The 20,005-nt window shown below is 69.3% G+C and carries 15 protein-coding genes; 6 read left to right on the top strand and 9 right to left on the bottom strand.

The genetic code is table 11. The features are described from left to right. Positions 1-105: 105 nt before the first annotated feature. The 6 genes from FZ938_RS29975 to FZ938_RS29950 form a co-directional block, all read right to left on the bottom strand. On the bottom strand, positions 106-1,545 hold the full coding sequence (locus tag FZ938_RS29975; RefSeq protein ID WP_149201821.1) for a tetratricopeptide repeat protein: 1,440 nt from the start codon (positions 1,543-1,545) through the stop codon (positions 106-108). 127 nt (positions 1,546-1,672) lie between these two features. Beyond that, positions 1,673-2,077, bottom strand: a complete 405-nt coding sequence (locus FZ938_RS29970) for a hypothetical protein (protein WP_149201820.1) — start codon at positions 2,075-2,077, stop codon at positions 1,673-1,675. A gap of 633 nt (positions 2,078-2,710) precedes the next feature. Further along, positions 2,711-4,561, bottom strand: coding sequence for a tetratricopeptide repeat protein (locus tag FZ938_RS29965; protein WP_246457183.1), 1,851 nt, complete (start codon positions 4,559-4,561; stop codon positions 2,711-2,713). 19 nt (positions 4,562-4,580) lie between these two features. Further along, positions 4,581-5,060: a hypothetical protein gene (locus FZ938_RS29960; protein WP_246457184.1), complete on the bottom strand. Its 480-nt coding sequence runs from the start codon at positions 5,058-5,060 to the stop codon at positions 4,581-4,583. Between the two features lie 169 nt (positions 5,061-5,229). After that, complete coding sequence (locus FZ938_RS29955; RefSeq protein WP_149201818.1) at positions 5,230-5,907, bottom strand: ParA family protein; 678 nt, start codon at positions 5,905-5,907, stop codon at positions 5,230-5,232. A 184-nt stretch (positions 5,908-6,091) separates the two neighbouring features. Then, positions 6,092-7,495 carry a tetratricopeptide repeat protein gene (locus tag FZ938_RS29950; protein ID WP_149201817.1) on the bottom strand — a complete coding sequence of 468 codons (1,404 nt, stop codon included), beginning with the start codon at positions 7,493-7,495 and terminating at the stop codon, positions 6,092-6,094. Positions 7,496-7,886: 391 nt separating this feature from the next. On the opposite strand from FZ938_RS29950, the gene FZ938_RS29945 reads away from it, so the two are divergent. After that, entirely contained in the window at positions 7,887-8,687 is an 801-nt protein-coding gene (locus FZ938_RS29945; protein WP_149201816.1) for an FkbM family methyltransferase, read from the top strand. Here the strand turns inward: FZ938_RS29945 and FZ938_RS29940 are convergent. Continuing rightward, entirely contained in the window at positions 8,672-10,273 is a 1,602-nt protein-coding gene (locus tag FZ938_RS29940) for a tetratricopeptide repeat protein (RefSeq protein ID WP_149201815.1), read from the bottom strand. The genes FZ938_RS29945 and FZ938_RS29940 overlap by 16 nt on opposite strands. Before the next feature lie 171 nt (positions 10,274-10,444). On the opposite strand from FZ938_RS29940, the gene FZ938_RS29935 reads away from it, so the two are divergent. The 5 genes from FZ938_RS29935 to FZ938_RS29915 all read left to right on the top strand — a co-directional run bounded on the left by FZ938_RS29935 (position 10,445) and on the right by FZ938_RS29915 (position 15,807). Next, positions 10,445-11,629 (top strand): glycosyltransferase family 4 protein, encoded by a 1,185-nt coding sequence (locus FZ938_RS29935; protein ID WP_149201814.1) that lies wholly within the window; start codon positions 10,445-10,447, stop codon positions 11,627-11,629. Positions 11,630-11,923: 294 nt separating this feature from the next. Beyond that, positions 11,924-12,787, top strand: coding sequence for a class I SAM-dependent methyltransferase (locus tag FZ938_RS29930; RefSeq protein WP_425491992.1), 864 nt, complete (start codon positions 11,924-11,926; stop codon positions 12,785-12,787). Continuing rightward, complete coding sequence (locus FZ938_RS29925) at positions 12,784-13,554, top strand: class I SAM-dependent methyltransferase (RefSeq protein WP_149201812.1); 771 nt, start codon at positions 12,784-12,786, stop codon at positions 13,552-13,554. The genes FZ938_RS29930 and FZ938_RS29925 overlap by 4 nt, the downstream gene beginning before the upstream one ends. Positions 13,555-13,692: 138 nt before the next feature. Next, the gene (locus tag FZ938_RS29920) at positions 13,693-14,670 is read left to right on the top strand and encodes a lysylphosphatidylglycerol synthase transmembrane domain-containing protein (RefSeq protein WP_149201811.1); all 978 of its coding nucleotides are present in this window, start codon (positions 13,693-13,695) and stop codon (positions 14,668-14,670) included. A gap of 114 nt (positions 14,671-14,784) precedes the next feature. Then, entirely contained in the window at positions 14,785-15,807 is a 1,023-nt protein-coding gene (locus tag FZ938_RS29915) for a glycosyltransferase family 2 protein (RefSeq protein ID WP_174756937.1), read from the top strand. A gap of 69 nt (positions 15,808-15,876) precedes the next feature. On the opposite strand, the gene FZ938_RS29910 is transcribed toward FZ938_RS29915, so the two are convergent. Then, positions 15,877-17,805: a hypothetical protein gene (locus FZ938_RS29910; RefSeq protein ID WP_149201809.1), complete on the bottom strand. Its 1,929-nt coding sequence runs from the start codon at positions 17,803-17,805 to the stop codon at positions 15,877-15,879. A 65-nt stretch (positions 17,806-17,870) separates the two neighbouring features. Continuing rightward, positions 17,871-19,808 (bottom strand): asparagine synthase (glutamine-hydrolyzing), encoded by a 1,938-nt coding sequence (gene asnB, locus FZ938_RS29905; RefSeq protein WP_149201808.1) that lies wholly within the window; start codon positions 19,806-19,808, stop codon positions 17,871-17,873. Between the last annotated feature and the right edge of the window lie 197 nt (positions 19,809-20,005).

The following is a 20,005-nucleotide window of genomic DNA, read 5'->3' as shown; positions in this document are numbered from 1 at the left end:
TCACCGCCTTCCATCATATCGCCGCAAGCCTCATCTGCTGGCGATTCGTCCAGAGATGGTTCTGTTAGGCGCTCTTAAGCGACCCGCATCACCGCAGCCCCGCCGTCAGGTCCTGAGCGCCACCACCTGACGCAGGGCCTGTTCGGCGGCGGCGAACACGCTGTCCCAGTCGCCGGGCGTGGTCTGGCGGAACAGCCGCATCGACGGATACCAGGGGGTGGTGTCGCCCTTATCGCCCCCGCCGTCGCCATAGACCCAATAGGGCATGAACTGCAGCAGGTTCCACACCGGGCGGCCGAGCGAGCCGGCCAGATGCGCCACCGAGCTGTCGGTCATGATCACCAGATCGAGCCGTTCCAGCACCGCCGCGGTGTCGGCGAAGTCGTTGAAATGCGGCCCCAGCGGCGTGATGAGGGTCGAGGTGCCGAGTGTCGCCAGCTCCGCCTCCGGCGGTCCCTTCTGGATGCTGTAGAACCGCACCTTCGGCACGTCGAGGAAGCGCAGGAAGCGGCTGAGCGTGGTGGCGCGGCGCGCGTTGTCCTTGAAGGTGACGCGGCCGGACCAGATGATGCCGACCTTGACCGTGCCGTCATTGCCGGGCACCAGCCGGGCGGCCTTCTCGCGCGCTTCGGCCGGAACGGTCAGGCGGGTGGGCGGCGGCACCGTCTCGATGGTCGTGCCCAGCCGGTGCGGCAGGCTCATCAGCGGGCAATGGACGTCGTAGGCCGGGTAGGCGGTGCCGGCGCGCACGAAACCGTCGATGCCCTCCAGCCCGGACAGCAGCCGCTGCAGTTCCGGATGGCATTCCATCAGGACCCGGCCGCCGCGCGCCTTGACCATCGGCACATAGCGCGCGGTCAGCAGCACGTCGCCGAAGCCCTGTTCGGTGGTCAGCAGGATGGTCTTGCCGTTCAGCGGCCCGCCGTCCCACATCGGCCCTTCGGCGATGCGGTTCTGATAGGCGGGCAGCGACAGGCGGGAGTCGTAGTCGCGGAAGCCCTCGGCATAGCGGCCGACCTGCAGCAGCGTCAGGGCGCGGTCCCACCGCAGCGACGGATCGTTGGGCTTGGCGCGCAGGGCGACGTCCAGGATCTCCAGCGCGCGGTTGAACCGGCAGCCGTGGCGCAGCGCCACCACCAGATTGGACAGCAGGCTGGCATTGCCGCCCGACAGCACCACCGCATGCTCCTGCGCGGCGATGGCCTCGTCATAGCGTTCCACGTCGCCCAGCACGTTGCCCAGATTGGTCCAGGCGCCGACATGGCGCTGGTCGAACTCCAGCGCGCGCCGCTGGCAGGCGATCGCCGCCTCCGGCTTGCCGGCCTGCCGCAGCAGGGCGCCCAGCGCGCTCCACACATTGGGGTCGTTGGGCTGCTGCTCCAGCATCCGTTCCAGCATGTCGATGCTGAGGCCGTGGGAACCCTGAGGCTGGGCAGGTGCCGGAGCAGGTGTCGGGACGGCAGACACCGGACGGGGCGAGGCCTGAAGGGGCGAGGCTGCCGGGGAGGATGGCGCCGGGGCGGCCTGGGTGATGTTTGCCTTCATCTCTCGTCGTCGCTGGTGGTCTGCAATCGGTTTGGAGCAGGAGCAGAGCGCGGGTAGGGCATAGACGGCTCCTTAAGGAGAGTCAAACCGTCCCTTCGGCCGCACTTGTGCGTTTCCTGGGGCAGGCTCAGCGCCGCCGCAGGTCCTGCAGGTCGATGTCGTCGATCCGGAAGCCGGCCTGCCGCAGGGCCTTCAGCACGATCACCTTCTGGGCGGTGCCTTCACGTGCGGCGGCCTGCCGCAGCTCCTCCACCAGATAGTCCGGCAGCATCGCCTGCCACGGCCGGGTCGGCGCCGGACGGACGATGGTGGGGGCCGGCGCCGGCTGGGGCTGCGGAGTGGGGGCCTGCGGATGGGAGGGAGCCGCGGACGGCTCCGTCTCGGTCGGCAGGAAGCCCTTGCTCAATCCATATTGGCGGATCGGGTCGACATCGTCCGCCCCCAGCCCGCCGATTCCGATCCCGCCCAGCGGAGGACGGGCCGGCTTGGCCGCAGGCTTCAGGGGGGGCTTGGCGGGGCTTTCGGTCGACATGGGCACTCCGGTCAGGGCGGCACCGGCTTGGGCCGGCTGGATAAGCCATGAAGCAATATCATGACTTTCTGCCCTGTCTTTGCGACATGTGGCGGGTGCGAAGCCTGCCATGACGGAAAGCCGGCCGGCGTGGCGCGGGAAACACAGGGGGGATGGAGGGGATAATGTGTTGGAGAAATGTCATGAAATAAGGGCATGAGATGATGCGCGCGGTCGGCAGAGCGATCCGGGGGTGGTGCAATCCGCGTGGCTGGGCGTCCGATGGGATAAAGCCATGGCACATTATCGAGAAAAGAAATCATGAAATGAGATTGTGAGGTGATTGACTTTCCCTGTGTGGCTGCCTCACCCTTGTGCTGCGGGCGTTTCGCGTCGACGCTTGCTTGCCCGCCCATCTTGGCCTTCCGGCCCGAGGGGGCATGGCGTGGGGACGGAGGTGCTAGGAAAAGCATCGCTCCATTCCACCGGGGTTCCAGCAAGGAGTCATCTAAAATTTTCATGTCCTGTTTTCATGATTAATGAGCATGAAAACAGGACATGGCTAACGGATGGCCCCTGGTCAGCACCGGCATGCGAAGGAGCGCCCCGGTCGGCGCGACCTCCCAGTCAGAACGGTCAAGACAACCGGCCCACTCAACCCGGCTCCAGCCCCTTCGCCCGCTCGAACCACTCCTGCGCCTCCTCCTCCCGGCCCAATCGGGATAGGCAATGGCCCACAGCTTCGAGGCTGAAGCCGAGGCTTTCGTGATCAATGCGTTGGTGGATGTCGCCCTTCTGCCCCGCGTCGACCGCCTTTTCGAACCAGGGCTGCGCTTCGGCGAAGCGGCCTTGTCGGTACAGGCAGTTGCCGATCTGATACTGGCTAGTGCCGAGGCTTTGGTGATTGATGCGTTGGTGGATGTCGCCCTTCTGCTTGGCGTCGACCGCCTTTTCGAACCAGGGCTGCACTTCGGCGAAGCGGCCTTGATGGAACAGGCAGCTGCCAATCTGATGCAGACTGGCGCCGAGGTCTTGTTGATTGATGCGTTGGTGGATGTCGCCCTTCTGCTTGGCGTCGACCGCCTTCTCGAACCAGGGCTGCGCTTCGGCGAAGCGGCCTTGGTTGAACAGGCAGTTGCCGATCTGATGCAGGCTGACGCTGAGGCTTTCGTGATCGACGCCCTCTTCCGCCCCCTCCTGCTCGACGGCGTGGACCGATCGTTCGGCCCAAAGCTGCGCAATTCCGAATTGGCCGGTTTCCGAAAAGGCGCGGTAGACAATCCGGTATTCCAATGCCGAACCGGTGACGCTACAGCCATCCCACAACGCGGGATCGGTCAGGAAGCCCAGCATGCCCGCCGCCAACTCCATCCGGTTGGGGGCGGCGGTAAAGGCTGTGGCGCTGTCCACCAGCCGCCTCCACTGCGCCTGCCGGATCCGCGCCAGGGTTTCGCCATGACCGTCCGGGGTGGGCTGGTCGCGCAGGAAGGCGGCGATCAGCTGATGCATCCGTAGCGTCTCGCCGCCGCTTTCCAGCAGATGCAGGTCCAGGCAGGCGTCCAGATGCCGGTCGAAGCTGTCCTCGTCCCAGCCGGTCGCGTCGGCCATGTCCTGCCGGAGATCGTCGGCCGTCAGGGCCATGCCGTTGCGCAGGGCGGCGGTCTGCAGGATCAGGCGGGAGTCCGGCGGCAGCAGCTCGTAGACCGGCCGGAAGCTGTTCTGGGTTTCCGGCTCAAGGCGCAGCTTGGCGGCTCCGGCCCTGCCGCGGCGGCGGGCGCGTTTCAGGGCGGCGGCGGCCGGCACAAGCTGGACCGGCAGGCCGCCGGCCCAATCGACCAGCGGCAGATCGCTGTCGCGGCAGGCATCCTCGCCGGCGATGGAGGCGACCAGCGCGACGCTGTCGTCCCGGTCCAGCAATTCCACCGGGAAGGCTGGACACAGGCCGTCCCACGGATCGAGCACGCTGGTCATGACCACATGGCAGGGGGTGCCGTGGGGCGGCAGCCAGGGTCGGATCGCGTCCGCCGAGCGGACATTGTCATAGACCAGCAGGACGGCGGATCGGGTCAGCCGGTGGAAGGCGGCCTTGCATCGATCGACCATCGACAGGTCGCGGAACGGTTCCGGCCCGAAGAGCAGTTGGCCGATCTCCGCCAGCTTCACCGGGGTGTCGCCGCCGGCATCCAGGGTAAAGCAGCCGGCGGGATAGCGTCCGGCATGGCGCCGGGCATATTCATGCGCCAGTTCCGTCTTGCCGACCCCCGGCGGGCCGTGCAGCGCCACCACCGACGGACGCTGCGGGTCGTCCAGCGTTTCGGCGATGGCGCTCAGCAGGTCGGCGCGCCCGATGAAGGGCCGGTCATAAAGCACCGGGACGTTGCAGCGGGGACCGGCCGTCGCCCCACCCTCCGCCGCCGGAGCGCCCTGATAGACGTTCACGGTTCCGGCGGCGAAGGTCCCGGCCGAGACCCCGGTGTGCTGTGTGCCGGCGGCGGCGGGCTGCACGGAATACCCGGCGCCGCCGTCAGTGTTTTTCCGGCTCTCCACTGGACTGCCGGCTCCCGCTCTGCTGGACGCCGCGGAAAACGAACTCGCCCTCGAAACGGGCGCCCTTCGCCCGCAGCACGGTGCCGGCGGCCTTCACGTCGGAGATCTCGAAACGCTGGGCGGCGACCAGCCTGTCGAAGTCGAGCAGGGGCGGCGGTTGCGGCTGGTCGCGCAGGGCCAGCAGGGCAGCCAACAGATCCTGCGCGGTCTGGCGCAACTCCTCGTCACCCGCGGCACCCGCCTCCGTTAGGCGGTCGGCCAGGGCCAAGCGGGGAGCCTCGCTCGCCGGTGTGGCCTCCAGTTCCAGCAAGGCCGGTTCGGCGGCGGCGAAGCGGCGGCGGACCACCGCCTTCAGCCGCTTGTAGGCGTCCTCGCCGGCCGCGGTGACGAAGCCGCTGCCTGCTATCCCCGCGATACCGATGGCGGCGGTAATGACCGACATGATGATGGGGTCCATCCAGAAAGCATCCTCCTGGTTGGAAAAGAGGATGCCCAGGCGTTTCCGGGCGTGCAAGCTCCTCGCCGGTCGGGAGCCTGCGGCAGGTTGGCCGAACTTATATTCATGAAATCATGATAAAAAATCTTGTTCGGAAATCATGATCCCATGCCATGAAGCCCCGCCCGCCTTACCCCCGCGGGATCAGCGGGTTGGCCGGGGAGGCTTCCAGGAAGGCGACGAACTCGTCGGTCAGGGCGCGGACGTTCAGGTCGGCGTTGCTGTTCGGGTTGACCTCGCCCGGGCCGTGGCCGGTGTAGGTCATCTCCTTCAGCAGCGAGCGCTCGATCAGTTCGGTGCGGAAGGCGGGGACGCCATGCTCGTCCAGCAGGCCGCGGGCATGGCGGTCGACGCGGGATTCGATGGCGGCCTGGGTGCGGACGATCACCACGCTGGAGGCCGGCGTGTGCTTCAGCACCCCGACGGAATCCGCCACCACCTTGAAGGTGCGCACCGTCTCCTTCACGTCCATGAAGGATTGCTGGGTCGGGATCAGCACCCCGTCGCTGACCGAGAAGGCGTAGAGCATGGTCAGGTTGCCGAAGCCGGCAAGGTCGATCAGCGTGTAGTCGAAGCTCGGCGCATTCTCCTGCACCGTCTGGCGGACGTTCGATTCCGTGATCTCGTCCAGCACCCGCACGCCGGCATCGTTGCGCCGCCGCGCCCATTCGGCCAGATGCCGGTTGGGGTCGCAGTCGAGCAGAAGCACGCTCGCCTCGCGCCGGCGCAGTTCGGAGGTGAGCGCCATGACCAGACTGGTCTTGCCGACGCCGCCCTTGGTGGAGGCGAAACTGATGATCCGAGCCATGCGGTGGTTCCCGGTAGCAGAGGATGGAATGCGGGCTGACCCGAGCGGGAGCTTCGCGGATTTACACGCAAGATCAGGAAAGAGGGAAGTGGTTTCACGTCATGAAGAAGAAGCATGAAATCATGATTCATGATTTCATGACCTGTGATCATACCCGTCCGCCACGGGCGGCCTCAGCCTGCTTTCACGTCGGCGCCAAGTCGGCGGTGGTGCCGGCGCGGCGCTTCAGCCGGTGCACCGCATGCTGGCCGCCGCCGGTGGCGCGGACCGAATAGAAATAGGCACTGTCGTCGGTCCAGTACCGGCCCTCGCCGTCGACCATCACCGTGCTGCTGTGGATGTCGGCCGGATAGATGGTCAGGCGCGGTGCCGCCTCCGCCGTGAAGCCGGCCAGATGCACGGCGGCAAGCGCCGCCTGGTCAAGGAACCAGACGGGCAGGCCGCGGTCGAGGAAATGGCGGATGTAGCGTCGGGTCAGGTCGAGGAAGCGCAGCGCCCCCGTGGTCGGCCGGATGTGCAGCACGTCGGCATAGAGCAGGCTCCAGATGTCCAGCCGCTTCAGCGCATGGCTCATCATGCCGAGGTCGGAATGGGCGGAGGTCGCCAGCAGCGGGTTCAGGTCGCGGATCGCCAGCAGGTCGACGTCCAGCATCAGCACCGGCCGCTGCCAGCGGATCAGCAGGTCGGGCAGCACCAGGAAACGGCTGCAGGCGTAATAGGTCTTGGCATTGTCGCCCAGCGGCGACAGGTCGATGGTCTCGCGCAGGATGATGAAGCGGTCGGCGCCGTGGGCGGCGGCCAGGACCGCCACCGTCGCCTCGGCCTCCGCATCGGGATTGACCAGATGCAGGGCGATGGCGCAGTCGAGCCCGCTGTCCTCGGCGATGGAGCGCACCATGGTCGGCAGGAACTTGCGCGCATAGACCGCGTCGCAGCAGGCGTAGACCACCAGCGGCCGGGCGGCGGCCCCGGCGCCTTCCTGAATGGTGGCGCGGATACCGGCAGGCGGTGGTGCCTCGCGCAGGGCCCGCAGGAAGGCCGGGTCGGTGCGGGTGACGGCGTCGCGCCCGCCATGGCGCTCCGCCGCCTGGGCGAACAGGGCGTCGGCCTCCTCCAGCCGGTGCTGTTCGGCGCACAGGCAGGCCAGCCGGCTCAGCGTGAAGGACACCTCGGGATAGAGTTCCAGGGCCCGGCGATAGGCCCGCTCCGCCCGCAGCGCCTGCCCGTCGCGGCGCAGCGCGTTGCCCAAAGCCACCAGCCCGACGCAGTCCTCCCGCCCCTGGAAGCGGGCGACCTCGCCGGCCTCTCCCAGATGGGTCAGCAACTGCCACAGGTTGGACCGGCGAGTCGGATCCTGGGGCGTCAGCCGCCAGGCGGCGAGCGCATGGTCGGCCGCCGCCGCCATGTCCTGGCCGACCAGAATTCTGGCGAGCGCGTCGTGCGCCGCCGGCGCCTGCCGGCCGGTGGGAGCCTGCTCCAGCAGCCGGAGGCAGAGCGTCCTTGCGGTCTCGCGGTTCCCCGCCCGTTCGGCGTCGAGTGCGGCCTGGAGGGTGGCCTGAAGGGCGGCGTCGGAAGCTGGACGTGGCATGGGCAAACCGGTCGGCGAAAGGGGGCGTGGCTTCATCCCATGGCATCCCCGCCGCTGGCAAGCGGAGCCTCCCGTCCCTTCCTCCGGCCATCTCGAGTCGCGGCCGGCGGTCCCGCGCATCCCCGCTTTCGGGCCGGGGCGGTGCCCGGAAAAAGCGCGCAGGCACCGGCTTGCGGAAAATGCATGGCCGGCGAAGCGGAAACCTGACCGTTTCCGAAGAACGCGCTTGAACAAATGGGCAAATATCATCAACTGTTGCTATGGACCCGGGAAAGGGTTCCAGCCGAAACTGTGCCGCGCCGGTCCGTCCGGCGCGGCACTTTTATAATCAGCCATACAGTCGCCGCCGCGCGAAGCCCGGGCGGTCGCCAGTCCGGGAGACCGCTACGCCGTGAGCATCGCCGACGGCCTCAAGATCGCTTTCGATGTCCATCTGTCCGGCGACCTGGAACGGGCGGAGGAGTTCTACCGCGCCATCCTGCGCGTCAGTCCGACGGACCCGATGGCGGTGACCCTGCTGGCGCTGATCCGGTCGCAACGGACGGCGATCCGCCAGAGCAAGCACAAGACGCTGACGCTTCTGCGCGCGCGTGGGTTCGCCCCCGCCACGGTGATCGACGTCGGCGCCCAGACCGGTACCCCGCCGCTCTACGAGGTCTTTCCCGAAGCCCACCATGTGCTGATCGAACCGGTGGTCGAGAACGAGCCGGCCCTGCAGGCCCTGTGCGGGCAACTGCGCAGTGCCGAATACCACATCGCCGCCGTCGCCCGCCGGGACGGCACGGTTCCGCTGGCGGTGTCCGACGACCGGCTCTATTCCTCCGTCATTCTGGAGGGGGAGACCCCGGACAGCACCCTGCCCGGCCTGCGCACGGTGCCCGCCATCTCGCTGGACGGCCTGTGTGCCGAGCGCGGCTATGCCGGGCCGATGCTGGTGAAGATCGACGTCGACGGCCTGGAACTGGAGGTTCTGGCCGGTGCCTCCACCCTGATGCAGCCGGACGCCGTCTTCGTGATCGAGGCGACCGTCGCCGGCGCGGATGCCCGCCTGCCCCGCATCATCGCCGCCATGGCGCCCTACGGCTTCCAGGTCTGGGACATCGTCGATCCGCTTTACCGTCCGAATGACGAGCGGATGTGGCAGGTCGATCTGGTGTTGGTCCACCGCGACGGACCCTACGCCGCGCTTTGATCCTTTGCGGCGGCGCGGCTGCGGAGCGCGTGCTCCAGCCGGTCCATGGCGTCGTCCCAGGAGCCGGGGCGGTCCTGCCGGAACAGCCGCATGGTCGGATACCAGGGGCTGTCGTCGCGGTCGAGCATCCAGCGCCAGTCGGGGGCGAAGGGGACCAGCACCCAGACCGGGACGCCGAGCGCACCGGCGAGATGGGCGACGGAGGTGTCGACGCAGACCACCAGATCGAGGCCGGCCATGATGGCGGCGGTGTCGGCGAAGTCCTTGATATCGGGCGACAGGTTCAGCAGGGGGAAGCCGCCGGGCGGGTTGGCCGCCTGCCCCTCGGTCGGCCCCTTCTGGATGGAGACGAGGCTGACGCCGGGGATGGCGGCCAGACGCGCGAAGGGGGCCAGCCCGATGGAGCGGTTGCGGTCGTTGCCGTGGGTGGGCGCCCCCGCCCAGACGATGCCGACCTTCAGGCCGCCCCCATCCTTTGCCACCTCCTTCAGCCGCTCGCCCCAGCGCGCCGCCAGATCGGGTTCCGCCGTCAGGTAGGGCACGCGCGACGGCACGGTTTCCAGCCGGGTGCCGAACAGCGCCGGCAGGCTCAGCACCGGGATCTGGACGTCGAAGTCGGGCAGCGGCCCGCCGGTTTCCACCGCGATGGTGCCGGGCAGGCGGCGCAGCACCGGCAGCAATGCCCGCTGGCATTCCAGATAGACCGGCTGCCCCCCCGTTCCTCCCCCGGCTGTCCGGGCCAGCAGCGGCAGGTAGCGCACGAACTGCAGCACGTCGCCGAAGCCCTGCTCCCAATAGACCAGCAGCCGCCGCCCCTGCAGCGGCGATCCGTCCCAGCGCGGCTGGACGAAGCTGCGCTGCGGCGAGGGCAGCCGGCCATGCTTCCAGCGCCATTCATAGCCGCGCCAGCCCTGGACGAAATCGCCCAGCAGCAGCCGGACCAGACTTTCGTTCCAATGGGCGCCGGCGAAGTCCGGGTCCAGCCGGGTGGCCCGCCGGAAGGCCAGCAACGCTTCCCAGAAGGCGCCCTTGTCCTTCACCGTGGAGCCCAGGTTGCTGTAGGCCCCGGCATAGTGAGGGTTCAGCGCGATGGCGCGGCGGAAACGTGCCGCCGCCTCGTCCAGCCGGTGGGCCATGCGCAGCATGGCGCCGTGGTTGTTGGCGATCTCGGCATCGCCGGGGGCCAGGGCCGCCGCGCGGGCGAAGGCGTCGCAGGCTTCCTCGGGCCGTTTCAGCCGCTCCAGCTGGATCCCCATCTCGTTGAGGGCGGCCGGCTGGTCGGGCTTCAGCCGGATCGCGGCGCGGTAGGCCCGCACCGCCTCCTCCGGCCGGCCGAGCCGGACCAGCAGCGCCCCCAGGTTGTTCCAACCGTTCAGCGAGTCCGGCGACAGGCTCAGGGCGCGCCGGAACAGCGCCACCGCTTCCATATCGTGGCCGGCGTTGGCGCGCAGCAGACCCAGATTGTTGACGGCAGGGGCGAACAGCGGGTCGGCGGCGACGATCTCGCCATACAGCCGGGCGGCCTCCCCGGTTTGGCCGCTCTGCTGGAACCCGAGAGCCGTGGCGAAGGCTTGCTGGATGTTCATGAAGGACCGCATCGCCCCGGTTGAGGAACTGGTTTCGAACAGCATCGGGAACCGGCGCGATCAGTAGCAGAGATGACCGGTGCTGCAAAGGACGGGGCGGTTGTCCGCTTGCATCGCCGCCCGTCCCCCCGCATCAATGGCGCTCGTCGAACGGGGAGCGTGGCGGGCGGCATGGCGCGGTTTCTGCTGATCAATTACGAATTTCCGCCGCTGGGCGGCGGGGCGGCCAACGCCACCGACAACACCGCGCGCGAACTGGCGGCATTGGGCGAGGAGGTGCTGGTGCTGACCTCGGCCTTCGGCGACCTGCCGCGGGTGGAGCGCCGGGCGGATGGGGTGGAGATCCGCCGCATCCCCACCCTGCGCCGCCGCCGCGACCGCAGCTCGGTGGTGGAGATGCTGGCCTTCCTCGCCAGTTCGCTGGTGATGGCGCCCTGGATCGCCGCCCGCTGGCGCCCGGACGCCACCATCGCCTATTTCGGCCTGCCCTGCGGTCCCGCCGCCTGGATGGTGAAGGCGCTGTCCGGCGTGCCCTATGCGGTCAGCCTGCGCGGCGGCGACGTGCCGGGCTTCCAGTATGACGGCATCTCGCTCTACCACCGGCTGGCCGGGCCGGTGATCGGCTGGCTGTGGCGCCGCTCCTCGGCCGTCGTCGCCAACAGCGAGGGGCTGGCCGATCTCGCCCGCCGCTTCGCCCCCGACCAGCCGATCGCCATCATCCCCAACGGCGTCGATGCCGCCCGCTTCTCGCCCGCCGATGCGGCGGATGCCGGTGACCGGCTCTCCCTGCTGTTCGTCGGCCGGGTGGTGCGGCAGAAGGGGCTGGACGTGCTGTTCGAGGCGCTCGCCTCCCTGCCGCTCGAAACGCGGAGCGCCATCGACCTGACCATCGTCGGCGACGGCCCTGTCCGGCCGGAGCTGGAGGAACAGGCTGCCCGGCTCGGCCTGTCGGGGCAGGTGACGTTCCGCGGCTGGCTCGGCCGGGACGAGTTGCCCGCCGCCTACCGCGCCGCCGACGCCTTCGTCTTCCCCTCGCGCGACGAGGGCATGCCCAACGTGGTTCTGGAGGCGATGGCCGCCGGCCTGCCGGTGGTGGCGACCCGCATCGCCGGCAACCGCGATCTGGTGGTGGAGGAGGAGACCGGCCTGATGCTGGACGCCGACGACACCCCGGCGCTTGCCGCCGCCATCGCCCGTCTGGCCGAAGACCCGGCCCTGCGCCGCCGGCTGGGCGAGGGCGGCCGGCGCCGGGTGGTCGAGCATTTCTCCTGGCGCGCCGTCGCCGCCGCCTACCGCGACCTGTCCCTCGCCGGCCGCGCGGCGTCGGGACGGGTTCCATCGACGCAGGCGGAGTGAGGCGTTCGGGCTCCTGCGCGAAGTGCAGGGGGGCTCACAAGATCTCCACGGATTTCGCGGATTGAGGCACGGATTTCACGGATTTTTCTGATCTTGGCGACGCCCCTGGCTTCCCCCGGAGCGACAGCCCCGCAACGCCACATCCGTGGAATCCGTGTCCTAATCCGTGACATCCGTGTTCATCTTGTCCGCCGGTCTCCGCCCTTCCAAGGATACACGCCGCGACGCCCCCGCTTGACGTGCTGTTGACATCCGGCGGCTTTCGGGAGCGTATGGCGGCGCGGCAGAGTGGGCTTGGACAGCAAGGGATCGGACAGCGTGGCGGAACCGGTGAAGACGGCGGAAGGCGGGGGCGGAACCCCGGCCGGCACTCCCGCCCTGGCCTTCGATTTCGGCGAGAACTGGGACCATTACTCGCGCACCGTGCTGGACGAGCCGCGGCTGGTGGCGGCCATCGACAGCCTGAAGGGGCTGGTCGGCACCGACCGGCTGAAGGACGCCAGCTTCTGCGACGTCGGGTCCGGCTCCGGCCTGTTCACCATCGCCGCCGGCAAGCTGGGCGTCGGCCGCGCGCTGGGCTTCGACGTCAACCCCACCGGGGTCGAGGTGGCGCGCCGCAACCTGGGCCGCTTCGCGCCCGAACTGGCCGACCGCATCGACTTCCGCCGCGGTTCGGCGCTCGACAGCGGCTTCGTCGGTTCGCTCGGCCGCTTCGACGTGGTCTATGCCTGGGGCTCGCTGCACCACACCGGCTCCATGTGGCCGGCGATCGAAACGGTGGCGCCGCTGGTGGCGCCGGGCGGCACCTTCGTGCTGGCGCTCTACAACCGCCACTGGACCTCGCCGATCTGGACCCTGATCAAGATCGTCTACAACCTGTCGCCGGGATTCCTTCGGAAATTCTGGGACTGGACGCTGGGCTCGCTGATGTTCCTGGCGACCTGGGCGATCACCGGCTCCAACCCGCTGCGCAAGGAGCGCGGCATGGAGTTCTGGGTGGACGTGACCGACTGGCTCGGCGGCTACCCCTATGAATATGCCAGTGCCGACGAGGTGCGGGCGCGGATGGACGCGCTCGGCTTCGACATGCTGGAGGTCCGTCCGCCGCGCGTGCCGACGGGCTGCAACGAATTCATCCTGCGCCGGAGGCCCGCATGAGCGACGACGCATTCAAGTCCGCCAACACTCCCCTTCCCGCAGCGGCGGCCGATCACCCGGGTGGCGTCGATTACGACGACAGCTGGGAGCGGCGCTGGAACGACATGCGCAAATACGGCCCGACCGGCCGGCATCTGCGCCGCATCGTCACCGAGATGGTGCGCCCGCTGAACTACGACAGCTTGGCTGACGTCGGTTGCGGCCAGGGCTCGCTGCTCGCCACGCTGATGCCGCTGAAGCCGCAGGCCAGCTACACCGGTCTCGACTTCGCCGCCAAGGCCATCGACGTCGCCCGCCGCCGGGCGCCCAATGCCGAGTTCGGCCTGCTCGACGTCGCCGCCGGCCATCTCGACCGCCGCTTCGACCTGGTGGTCTGCACCGACGTGGTCGAGCATATCGAGGACGATGTCGCGGCGCTGCGCAACCTCGCCGCCATGACCGGCCGCTACCTGCTGGTCTCCACCCTGCAGGGGCGGATGCGCGACTTCGAGCGTACGGTCGGCCATCACCGCAACTATGCCCGCGGCGAACTGCAGGCCAAGATCAAGTCGGTCGGGCTGGAGATCGAGCGGGTGGTGGAATGGGGCTTCCCCTTCTTCTCGCCGCTCTACCGCAACGTCCTGGGAGCCGCCAGCGGCCAGGGCACGGAAGGCGACTACGGCCCCGGCCGCCGCTTCCTTGCCGAGGCGCTCTATCACATCTTCCGCCTGAATTCCTGGTCGCACGGCGACTACATCTACGTGTTGGCCCGCCGGCCGGGATCGTGAGTGCACTCCCTCTCCCGCCTCTCGCACAAACTTCGTTTGTGCTGACGGCGTCAGGCGGATCGAAGATCCGCCGAGAGCCCCGGGAGAGGGCATAAACCCCTCACATCACTTCATGACTTCATGAAAAGGCATCTTTAAATGCGTCCCGGCCTGAAAGCCCTGGTCAGTGCGCTGCTGGTCGCCCTGCTGCTGTGGCGGGTCGATGTGGCGGAGGTCGGGCGGGTGCTGGCGGTGGCGTCGCCGGGGCTGATGGGGATCGCCGGCCTGCTGTTCTTCCTGATGCATGTGCTGAACGCGCTGAAGCTGCGGGTGCTGCTGCCGGAGCTGCGGGCCGGGCGGCTGCTCGCCTACACGCTGGTGGCGCAGCTCTATGCGCTGGTGCTGCCGGGCCAGCTGGCGGGGGAGGCGGTGAAGGCCTACCGGCTCAGCCGCGACGAAGGGCGCGGACAGGGGCAGGGCCAGGGTCAGGGCCAGGGAGAAATCGGCGGCGGACGCATCGTCTCGGCGGTCGCCTTCGACAAGGTGACGGGGATCGTCGGGCTGCTGCTGCTGACCGGCGGCGGGCTGGCGATGCAGTCGGCCCGCTTCGGCAACGGGTTGCTGGTCGGGGTCGGGCTGGTGCTGGCCGGGCTGGTCGCGGCGACGGTGCTGCTGGCCTGGGCGCCGGCCCGCGCCCTTCTGCTGGCCCTGCTCGGCTGGCGTGCCGGGCCGAGGCGCGAGGCCCTGCTGCTCGGCCCGCTGCGCCGCTTCCTGGAGGCCTGGCGCGACCAGACGCGCCGGCCGGGGCGGGCCCTGCTGTCGGTCGCCGGCGGGATCGCGGTGCAGGTGGCGGCGGTCGCCGGCAGTCAGGCGCTGGGGCTGGCGGTCGGCATCGACCAGCCATTTTCGGTGTGGGGTGCGGTGATCGGGCTGATGTCGGTGATCGTGCTGATGCCGGTCACCGTCGCCGGCATCGGCCTGCGCGAGGCGTCGCTGGTCGGCCTGCTCGATCTGGTCGGCGTGCCCCATGCCCAGTCGCTGGCGCTGGGCTTCGGCATCCTCGCCTTCCAGGTGATGGTGGCCCTGCTGGGCGCCGTCATCGACCTGACCGTCCTGCGCGAACGCCGCCCTGCCTGAATCCTCAACGCCTGAATTCGCAACCCAATTAGCCGTTGCGCTTGCCGGATCCAGCGGCCATACCATGGCCCGGCATCGCACCCACAGATGACCAGCAGCCTCCGGACCCGTTCGATGACCCTCCTGCTTACCCCCGGATCCGCCACCACGGACATGGGCACGGTTTCCGTCTCGGTCCTGATTCCGGTCTATAACGAGGAGGACAACATCGCCCCGCTGTGCGGCCGGCTGATCCCGGCGCTCGACGGGCTGGGGCGCAGCTTCGAGGTCATCTTCGTCAATGACGGCTCCACCGACGGGACGGAGGCGGAACTGCAGCGCGTGGCGTCGGACAGCCGCATCCGCGTCATCAATTTCCGCCGCAACGTCGGCCAGACCGCGGCGATGATGGCCGGCATCGACCATGCCCGCGGCGACGTCATCGTGCCGATGGACGGCGATCTGCAGAACGACCCGCAGGACATCGCCGGGCTGCTCGCCAAGCTGGACGAGGGGTACGACGTGGTGTCGGGCTGGCGCGCCGACCGGCAGGACGGCTTCCTGCTGCGCACGCTGCCGAGCAAGATGGCCAACAAGCTGATCTCGACCATCTCCGGCGTGAAGCTGAACGACTATGGCTGCACGCTGAAGGCCTACCGGCGCCAGATGCTGCAAGGCTACCGGCTCTATGGCGAGATGCACCGCTTCGTGCCGATCTACGCCCGCTGGCAGGGGGCAAAGCTGACCGAGATGCCGGTGCGCCACCACCCGCGCCGCCACGGCCAGTCGAAATACGGGCTGGAGCGGGTACTGAAGGTCGTGCTCGACCTCGTCGTCGTGAAGTTCCTGACCCAGTACGAGACCAAGCCGATCTACATCTTCGGCTTCGCCGGCCTGATGTTCATGGGGCTGTCGGTGCTGGCCGGCATCTATGCGATCTACCTGAAGCTGGTCGACGGCATCTCCTTCATCCTGACGCCGCTGCCGCTCCTGGTGACGATGGGGCTGGTCACCGGGGTGATGTGCATCCTGATGGGGCTGCTGGCCGAGCTGCTGGTCCGCATCTATTTCGAGAGCCAGGGCAAGAGCCACTATTCCATCAAGACCATGCTGAATTTCGACGAACCGCCGCCGGTGGACCGCAGCATCCGCGACTGACGGTTCCGATCAGAAAAAAAGGCCCCGCAACCTTCCCGGTGCGGGGCCTTTTTGCGTCACCGTCTCGCGTCAGGGCGCCGCCGCCACCACCCCGCCGGGGGGCGTCAGCTCCTTCAAGGCGCCGGAATGGGCCATGACGAACAGCCGGACCCGCTGGCCGGCGACCTCGGCCGGCAGCGGCAGGATGAAGCCGCTGTTGAGAAGCCGCTCCTCGTGGAAGGCGTTCACGACGTCGGACCGCGCGCTGCCGGTGGAGCCGGTGGCGACGATGCGGTCGCCGACCGCCGCCAGGACGAAGGCCGCCGGCGCCGGCACGGTCATGTCGGCGGCCCATCCCGCCAGGGCGAGCGGACCGTTGGGAATCCGCTCGATCCGGTCGAGGGAGCCGTTCACCCCGTCATTCGTCCCGGCCGGCCGCACCGCCATGCTCAGCCGCAGGGCGCCGGCCCCGTCATCGAGCGTTCCGTTGCGCAGAAGGGTCTGCAGGATCGGGCGTTCCGGCCGATTGGCCGCGTCGTTCAGGATCGGGGCCAGGAAGTCGGCCTTCAGGTCGTAGGCGGCATGCAGGAAGGGGGCGATGTTGCGCGGCGAGCTGGACGGGCAGACCAGCGGCTGCCGCCAGTCCAAGCCGTCTGCCGTCTGGCCCGGCGTCCGGATGGCCTGCAGGTGGCTGGCGATGCAGCGCTGCGCCTCGCTGTCGCGCTCCGCCATCATCCGGTTGAGGCCGGCGACCTCCCAATGCCGCAGCAGGGAGCCGCCGACGCTGTGGCCGAGGACGAGGAGGGCGGCCAGAAGCAGCCCGGCGGCGGTTCCCCGGTCCATCCTCGCGGTCCCGTTCCCCGTTGCGACCCCCGCCCGCCCGGCCATCAGCACCGTCCAGCCGGCGACCGCCGCCGGGAAGGCCAGCAGGACCGGATAGGCATAGCGCGGGGTGATGCCGCAGCGCATCGCGGCGGCGATGCCGTCGCCGCACAGTCCGGCCCGGCCCAGGGCGGTGGTCATGGTGACGATCACCGCCCCCGCGATCAGCGAGGCGATGCAGAAGACGGCGTGCCGCCGCTCGACGCCCGCCCGGCCGAAGGGCAGCAGCACCGCCGGGATCAGGCAGAGCACGAACGCCACGGCCCCCACCGCCAGGGACGGCGGCGCTCCCACCGTCTCCACCGGCAGGCCGGCGGCGGTGGCGAAGGCACCGAACAGGAAGGCCCAGAATTCCCGGTGCCAGGGCAGCACCAGCGGCTGGCCGGTGTGGTTGGCGTAGGAGCCGCTGAAGGTCATCCACAGCATCGCCACGGTCAGCAGCAGCCCGCCGCCGACCGCCACCAGCGTGCGCCCCTCCACCAGCCTCTCCCGCCAGTTTCCCTCCCGGCGCAGGGCCAGCACCGCCCCGACCCCCGCCGCTCCCAGCGCATAGCTGGCGCCGAACACCCCGGTGGAGCCGAAGGCCAGCAGGAACAGCGTGGCAAGCACCAGCCGGCCGCGGGCCAGCGTGTGGAGGAACAGGAACAGGCAGGTGAAGAAGATCGGCTGGGCCAGCCCCATGTGCTGGTAATAGAAATACTCGTTGTTCAGCGTGCCGGTCAGGAACAGCCCGGCCGCCACCACCGGCACCGCATCCCAGGCCGACCGCAAGCCGTCCCGCAGCAGGACCAGCGCGTAGGCGGCGAGCATCGCGGCGAAGGCCAGCCAGCCGACCAGCCGGAAGGCGATGAAATCGACGCCGATGGCATGCCACAGCCCGTGGGTCAGCAGCTTGAAGAAGGGCGCGACATGGTCGCTGTCCTTGGCGAAGATCGAATGGACGGTCAGCGGCTGCTGCACGCCCTGGGCGGTGCCGAAGAAATAGCCCCAGTCGTCCCAATAGGGCAGGCCGCTGCTCGCCTGCATGTTCCGGCCGAACTGATAGACGACGACCAGCGCCCCCAGCGCCAGCAGAAGCCGGACCAGGAGGCCGGCGAACGACGAGGCGCGGGAACCGGTGCGGGCAGCGTCGTGCATGTCCGCTCCCCCACGCGTCCCACTCTCATGCGTTTGGGGGAGCGGACGATCCAGGCTGTCTAAACTCATGCGGCGGTTTCCATCGGTGCCAGGGGCGGTGCCGGGGTTTTGGCCGGGCGGTCCAGCGCGGTGGCGAGTGCGGTCCAGGCCCACAGCAGGCCGCGGTGGTCGGCCCGTCCGCTGCGGTGCTCGTCCCAGCGGGCGGCCAGCCAGGCGCCGTCAACCCCGATGCGCGCCGCGGTCTCCAGCGGCGGCTGGGGCAGGTGGCGCAGCCAGCGGCTCAAGGGGATGCCGAAGCCCTTCTTGGGCCGCGACAGGATCGCCGGCGGCAGCAGCGGCGCCATCGCCTTCTTCAGGATCCATTTCCGCGTGCCGCCCCGGATGCCGTTCGGCTGCAGCTTCACGCCGGCCGGCAGGCGGCTGACGAAGGCGACGAGGTCGCGGTCGAGGAAGGGCGAGCGCGTTTCCAGCGAACAGAACATGCTGGCGCGGTCGGCCTTGATGAGAAGGTTCTCGCCCAGATAGAAGCGGCCGTAGAACTCGATGGAGCGGTCGACGTCGTGCCGGCTGGCGCCCGACCGCCACAGGGCGTCGGCCTCGTCATACAGTTCGTCGGCGGAGAGGTCGGTGCCGAACAGCCGCGACACCTCCTCCACCGAGGCCGGACCCAGCCACGCCGGCATCCAGTGCGCCGGCCGGTGCCCCAGTCCGCGCAGCGCCCGGCGCAGCTTGAAGTCGAAGCTCATGTTGCGGTCCGAGCGCGGCAGCCGGTGCGCCACCGCCTCCGCCAGCCGGTGCAGCGGGCGGGGGACGGCATGGTGGTAGAGCCGCGCCGTGCGCAGCGCGTCGAAGGTGTCGTAGCCGGCGAACAGCTCGTCGCCGCCGTCGCCGGTCAGCGCCACCGTCACCCGTTCGCGGGCGAAGCGCGACAGCAGATGCGTCGGCAGGATGGAGGGGTCGGCGATCGGATCGTCCAGCCGGCCCAGCAACTCCGGCAGCATCCCCGCCGCGGTGTCGAGGTTCAGCGTGCGGCAGGCATGGTCGGTGCCGTAATGGCGCGCCGCGTCGGCGGCATATCCGCTCTCGTCGAAGCTAGGCTCGTCGAAGCCGATGGTGAAGGTCTTCATCGACGCCGGGTCGCGGTGGCGTGCCGCGAGCGCCACGATGGCGGCGCTGTCGATGCCGCCGGACAGGAAGAAGCCGACCGGCACGTCGCTCAGCATGCGGCGTTCCACCGCGCGGTCCAGCAGTTCGCGCAGCTCCTCCGCCCACTGGTCGGGACCGCCCGGCGGCTGGTCGTCCACCACCATCCGGTATTCCCAGTAGCGGCTGACCGACAGCCGCCGGCTGGTCAGGTCGTAGACCATGCTGCAGCCGCCCGGCAGCTTGCGCACCGCGGCATGGGCGGTCAGCGGCGCCGGGATGAAGCCGTAGGCGAAATATTTGACCAGCGCGGTGCGGTCCAGCCCGTCCGGCACCGACGGGTGGGACAGGACGGCGGTGGCCTCCGACGCGAAGACCAGCCCGTCGGCGGTCTCGGCATAGAACAGCGGCTTCTTGCCGAAGCGGTCGCGGCCGAACACCAGCCGGCCCCGGCGGCGGTCGTGGAGGCAGAAGGCGAACATGCCGTTCAGCCGCTCCAGCATGTCCAGGCCCCATTCCCGATAGCCGTGCAGCAGCACCTCGGTGTCGGAATGGTCGGTGACGAACCGGTGGCCGGCCTGCTCCAGCGCACGGCGCAGTTCGGGCGCGTTGTAGATCTCGCCGTTGTAGACGATGACGAGGTCGCCGTCGGCCGTCGCCATCGGCTGGTGGCCGCCCTCGATGTCGATGATGGCGAGGCGGCGGAAGCCCAGATGGACCGGCAGCGCGCCGGCATGGTCGGCTTGGCCGCGGTCGGCATAGACGCCGTCGTCGTCGGGGCCGCGGTGGCGGATGATGCTGGTCATGACGGCGAGGTCGCGCTCGCCGCCGGGTCCGGCGAAGCCGGCGAAACCGCACATGGGGCTGCTCTCCCGAGGGGACTGCCGAAGGTGGCGACGGGGGCTAGGTGTAGCGCCTCCCCCGGTCCTGTGCCATGGCGAAATGCCGGAGATGCGGTGACGGGCCGCGTGGGCGGAAAGTCGCGCGGGTGGAAAGTCGTGGCGTCCGGTTCCGGCTTTGGATTACAGCAAGTGCCATGGGCTGTGGGGCCTGGATC

This window comes from Azospirillum oryzae (assembly GCF_008364795.1).
Classification (GTDB): Bacteria; Pseudomonadota; Alphaproteobacteria; order Azospirillales; family Azospirillaceae; genus Azospirillum; species Azospirillum oryzae.
The sequence above is the reverse complement of the archived record's forward strand: the minus strand, read 5'-3'. Positions and strand labels throughout refer to the sequence as shown.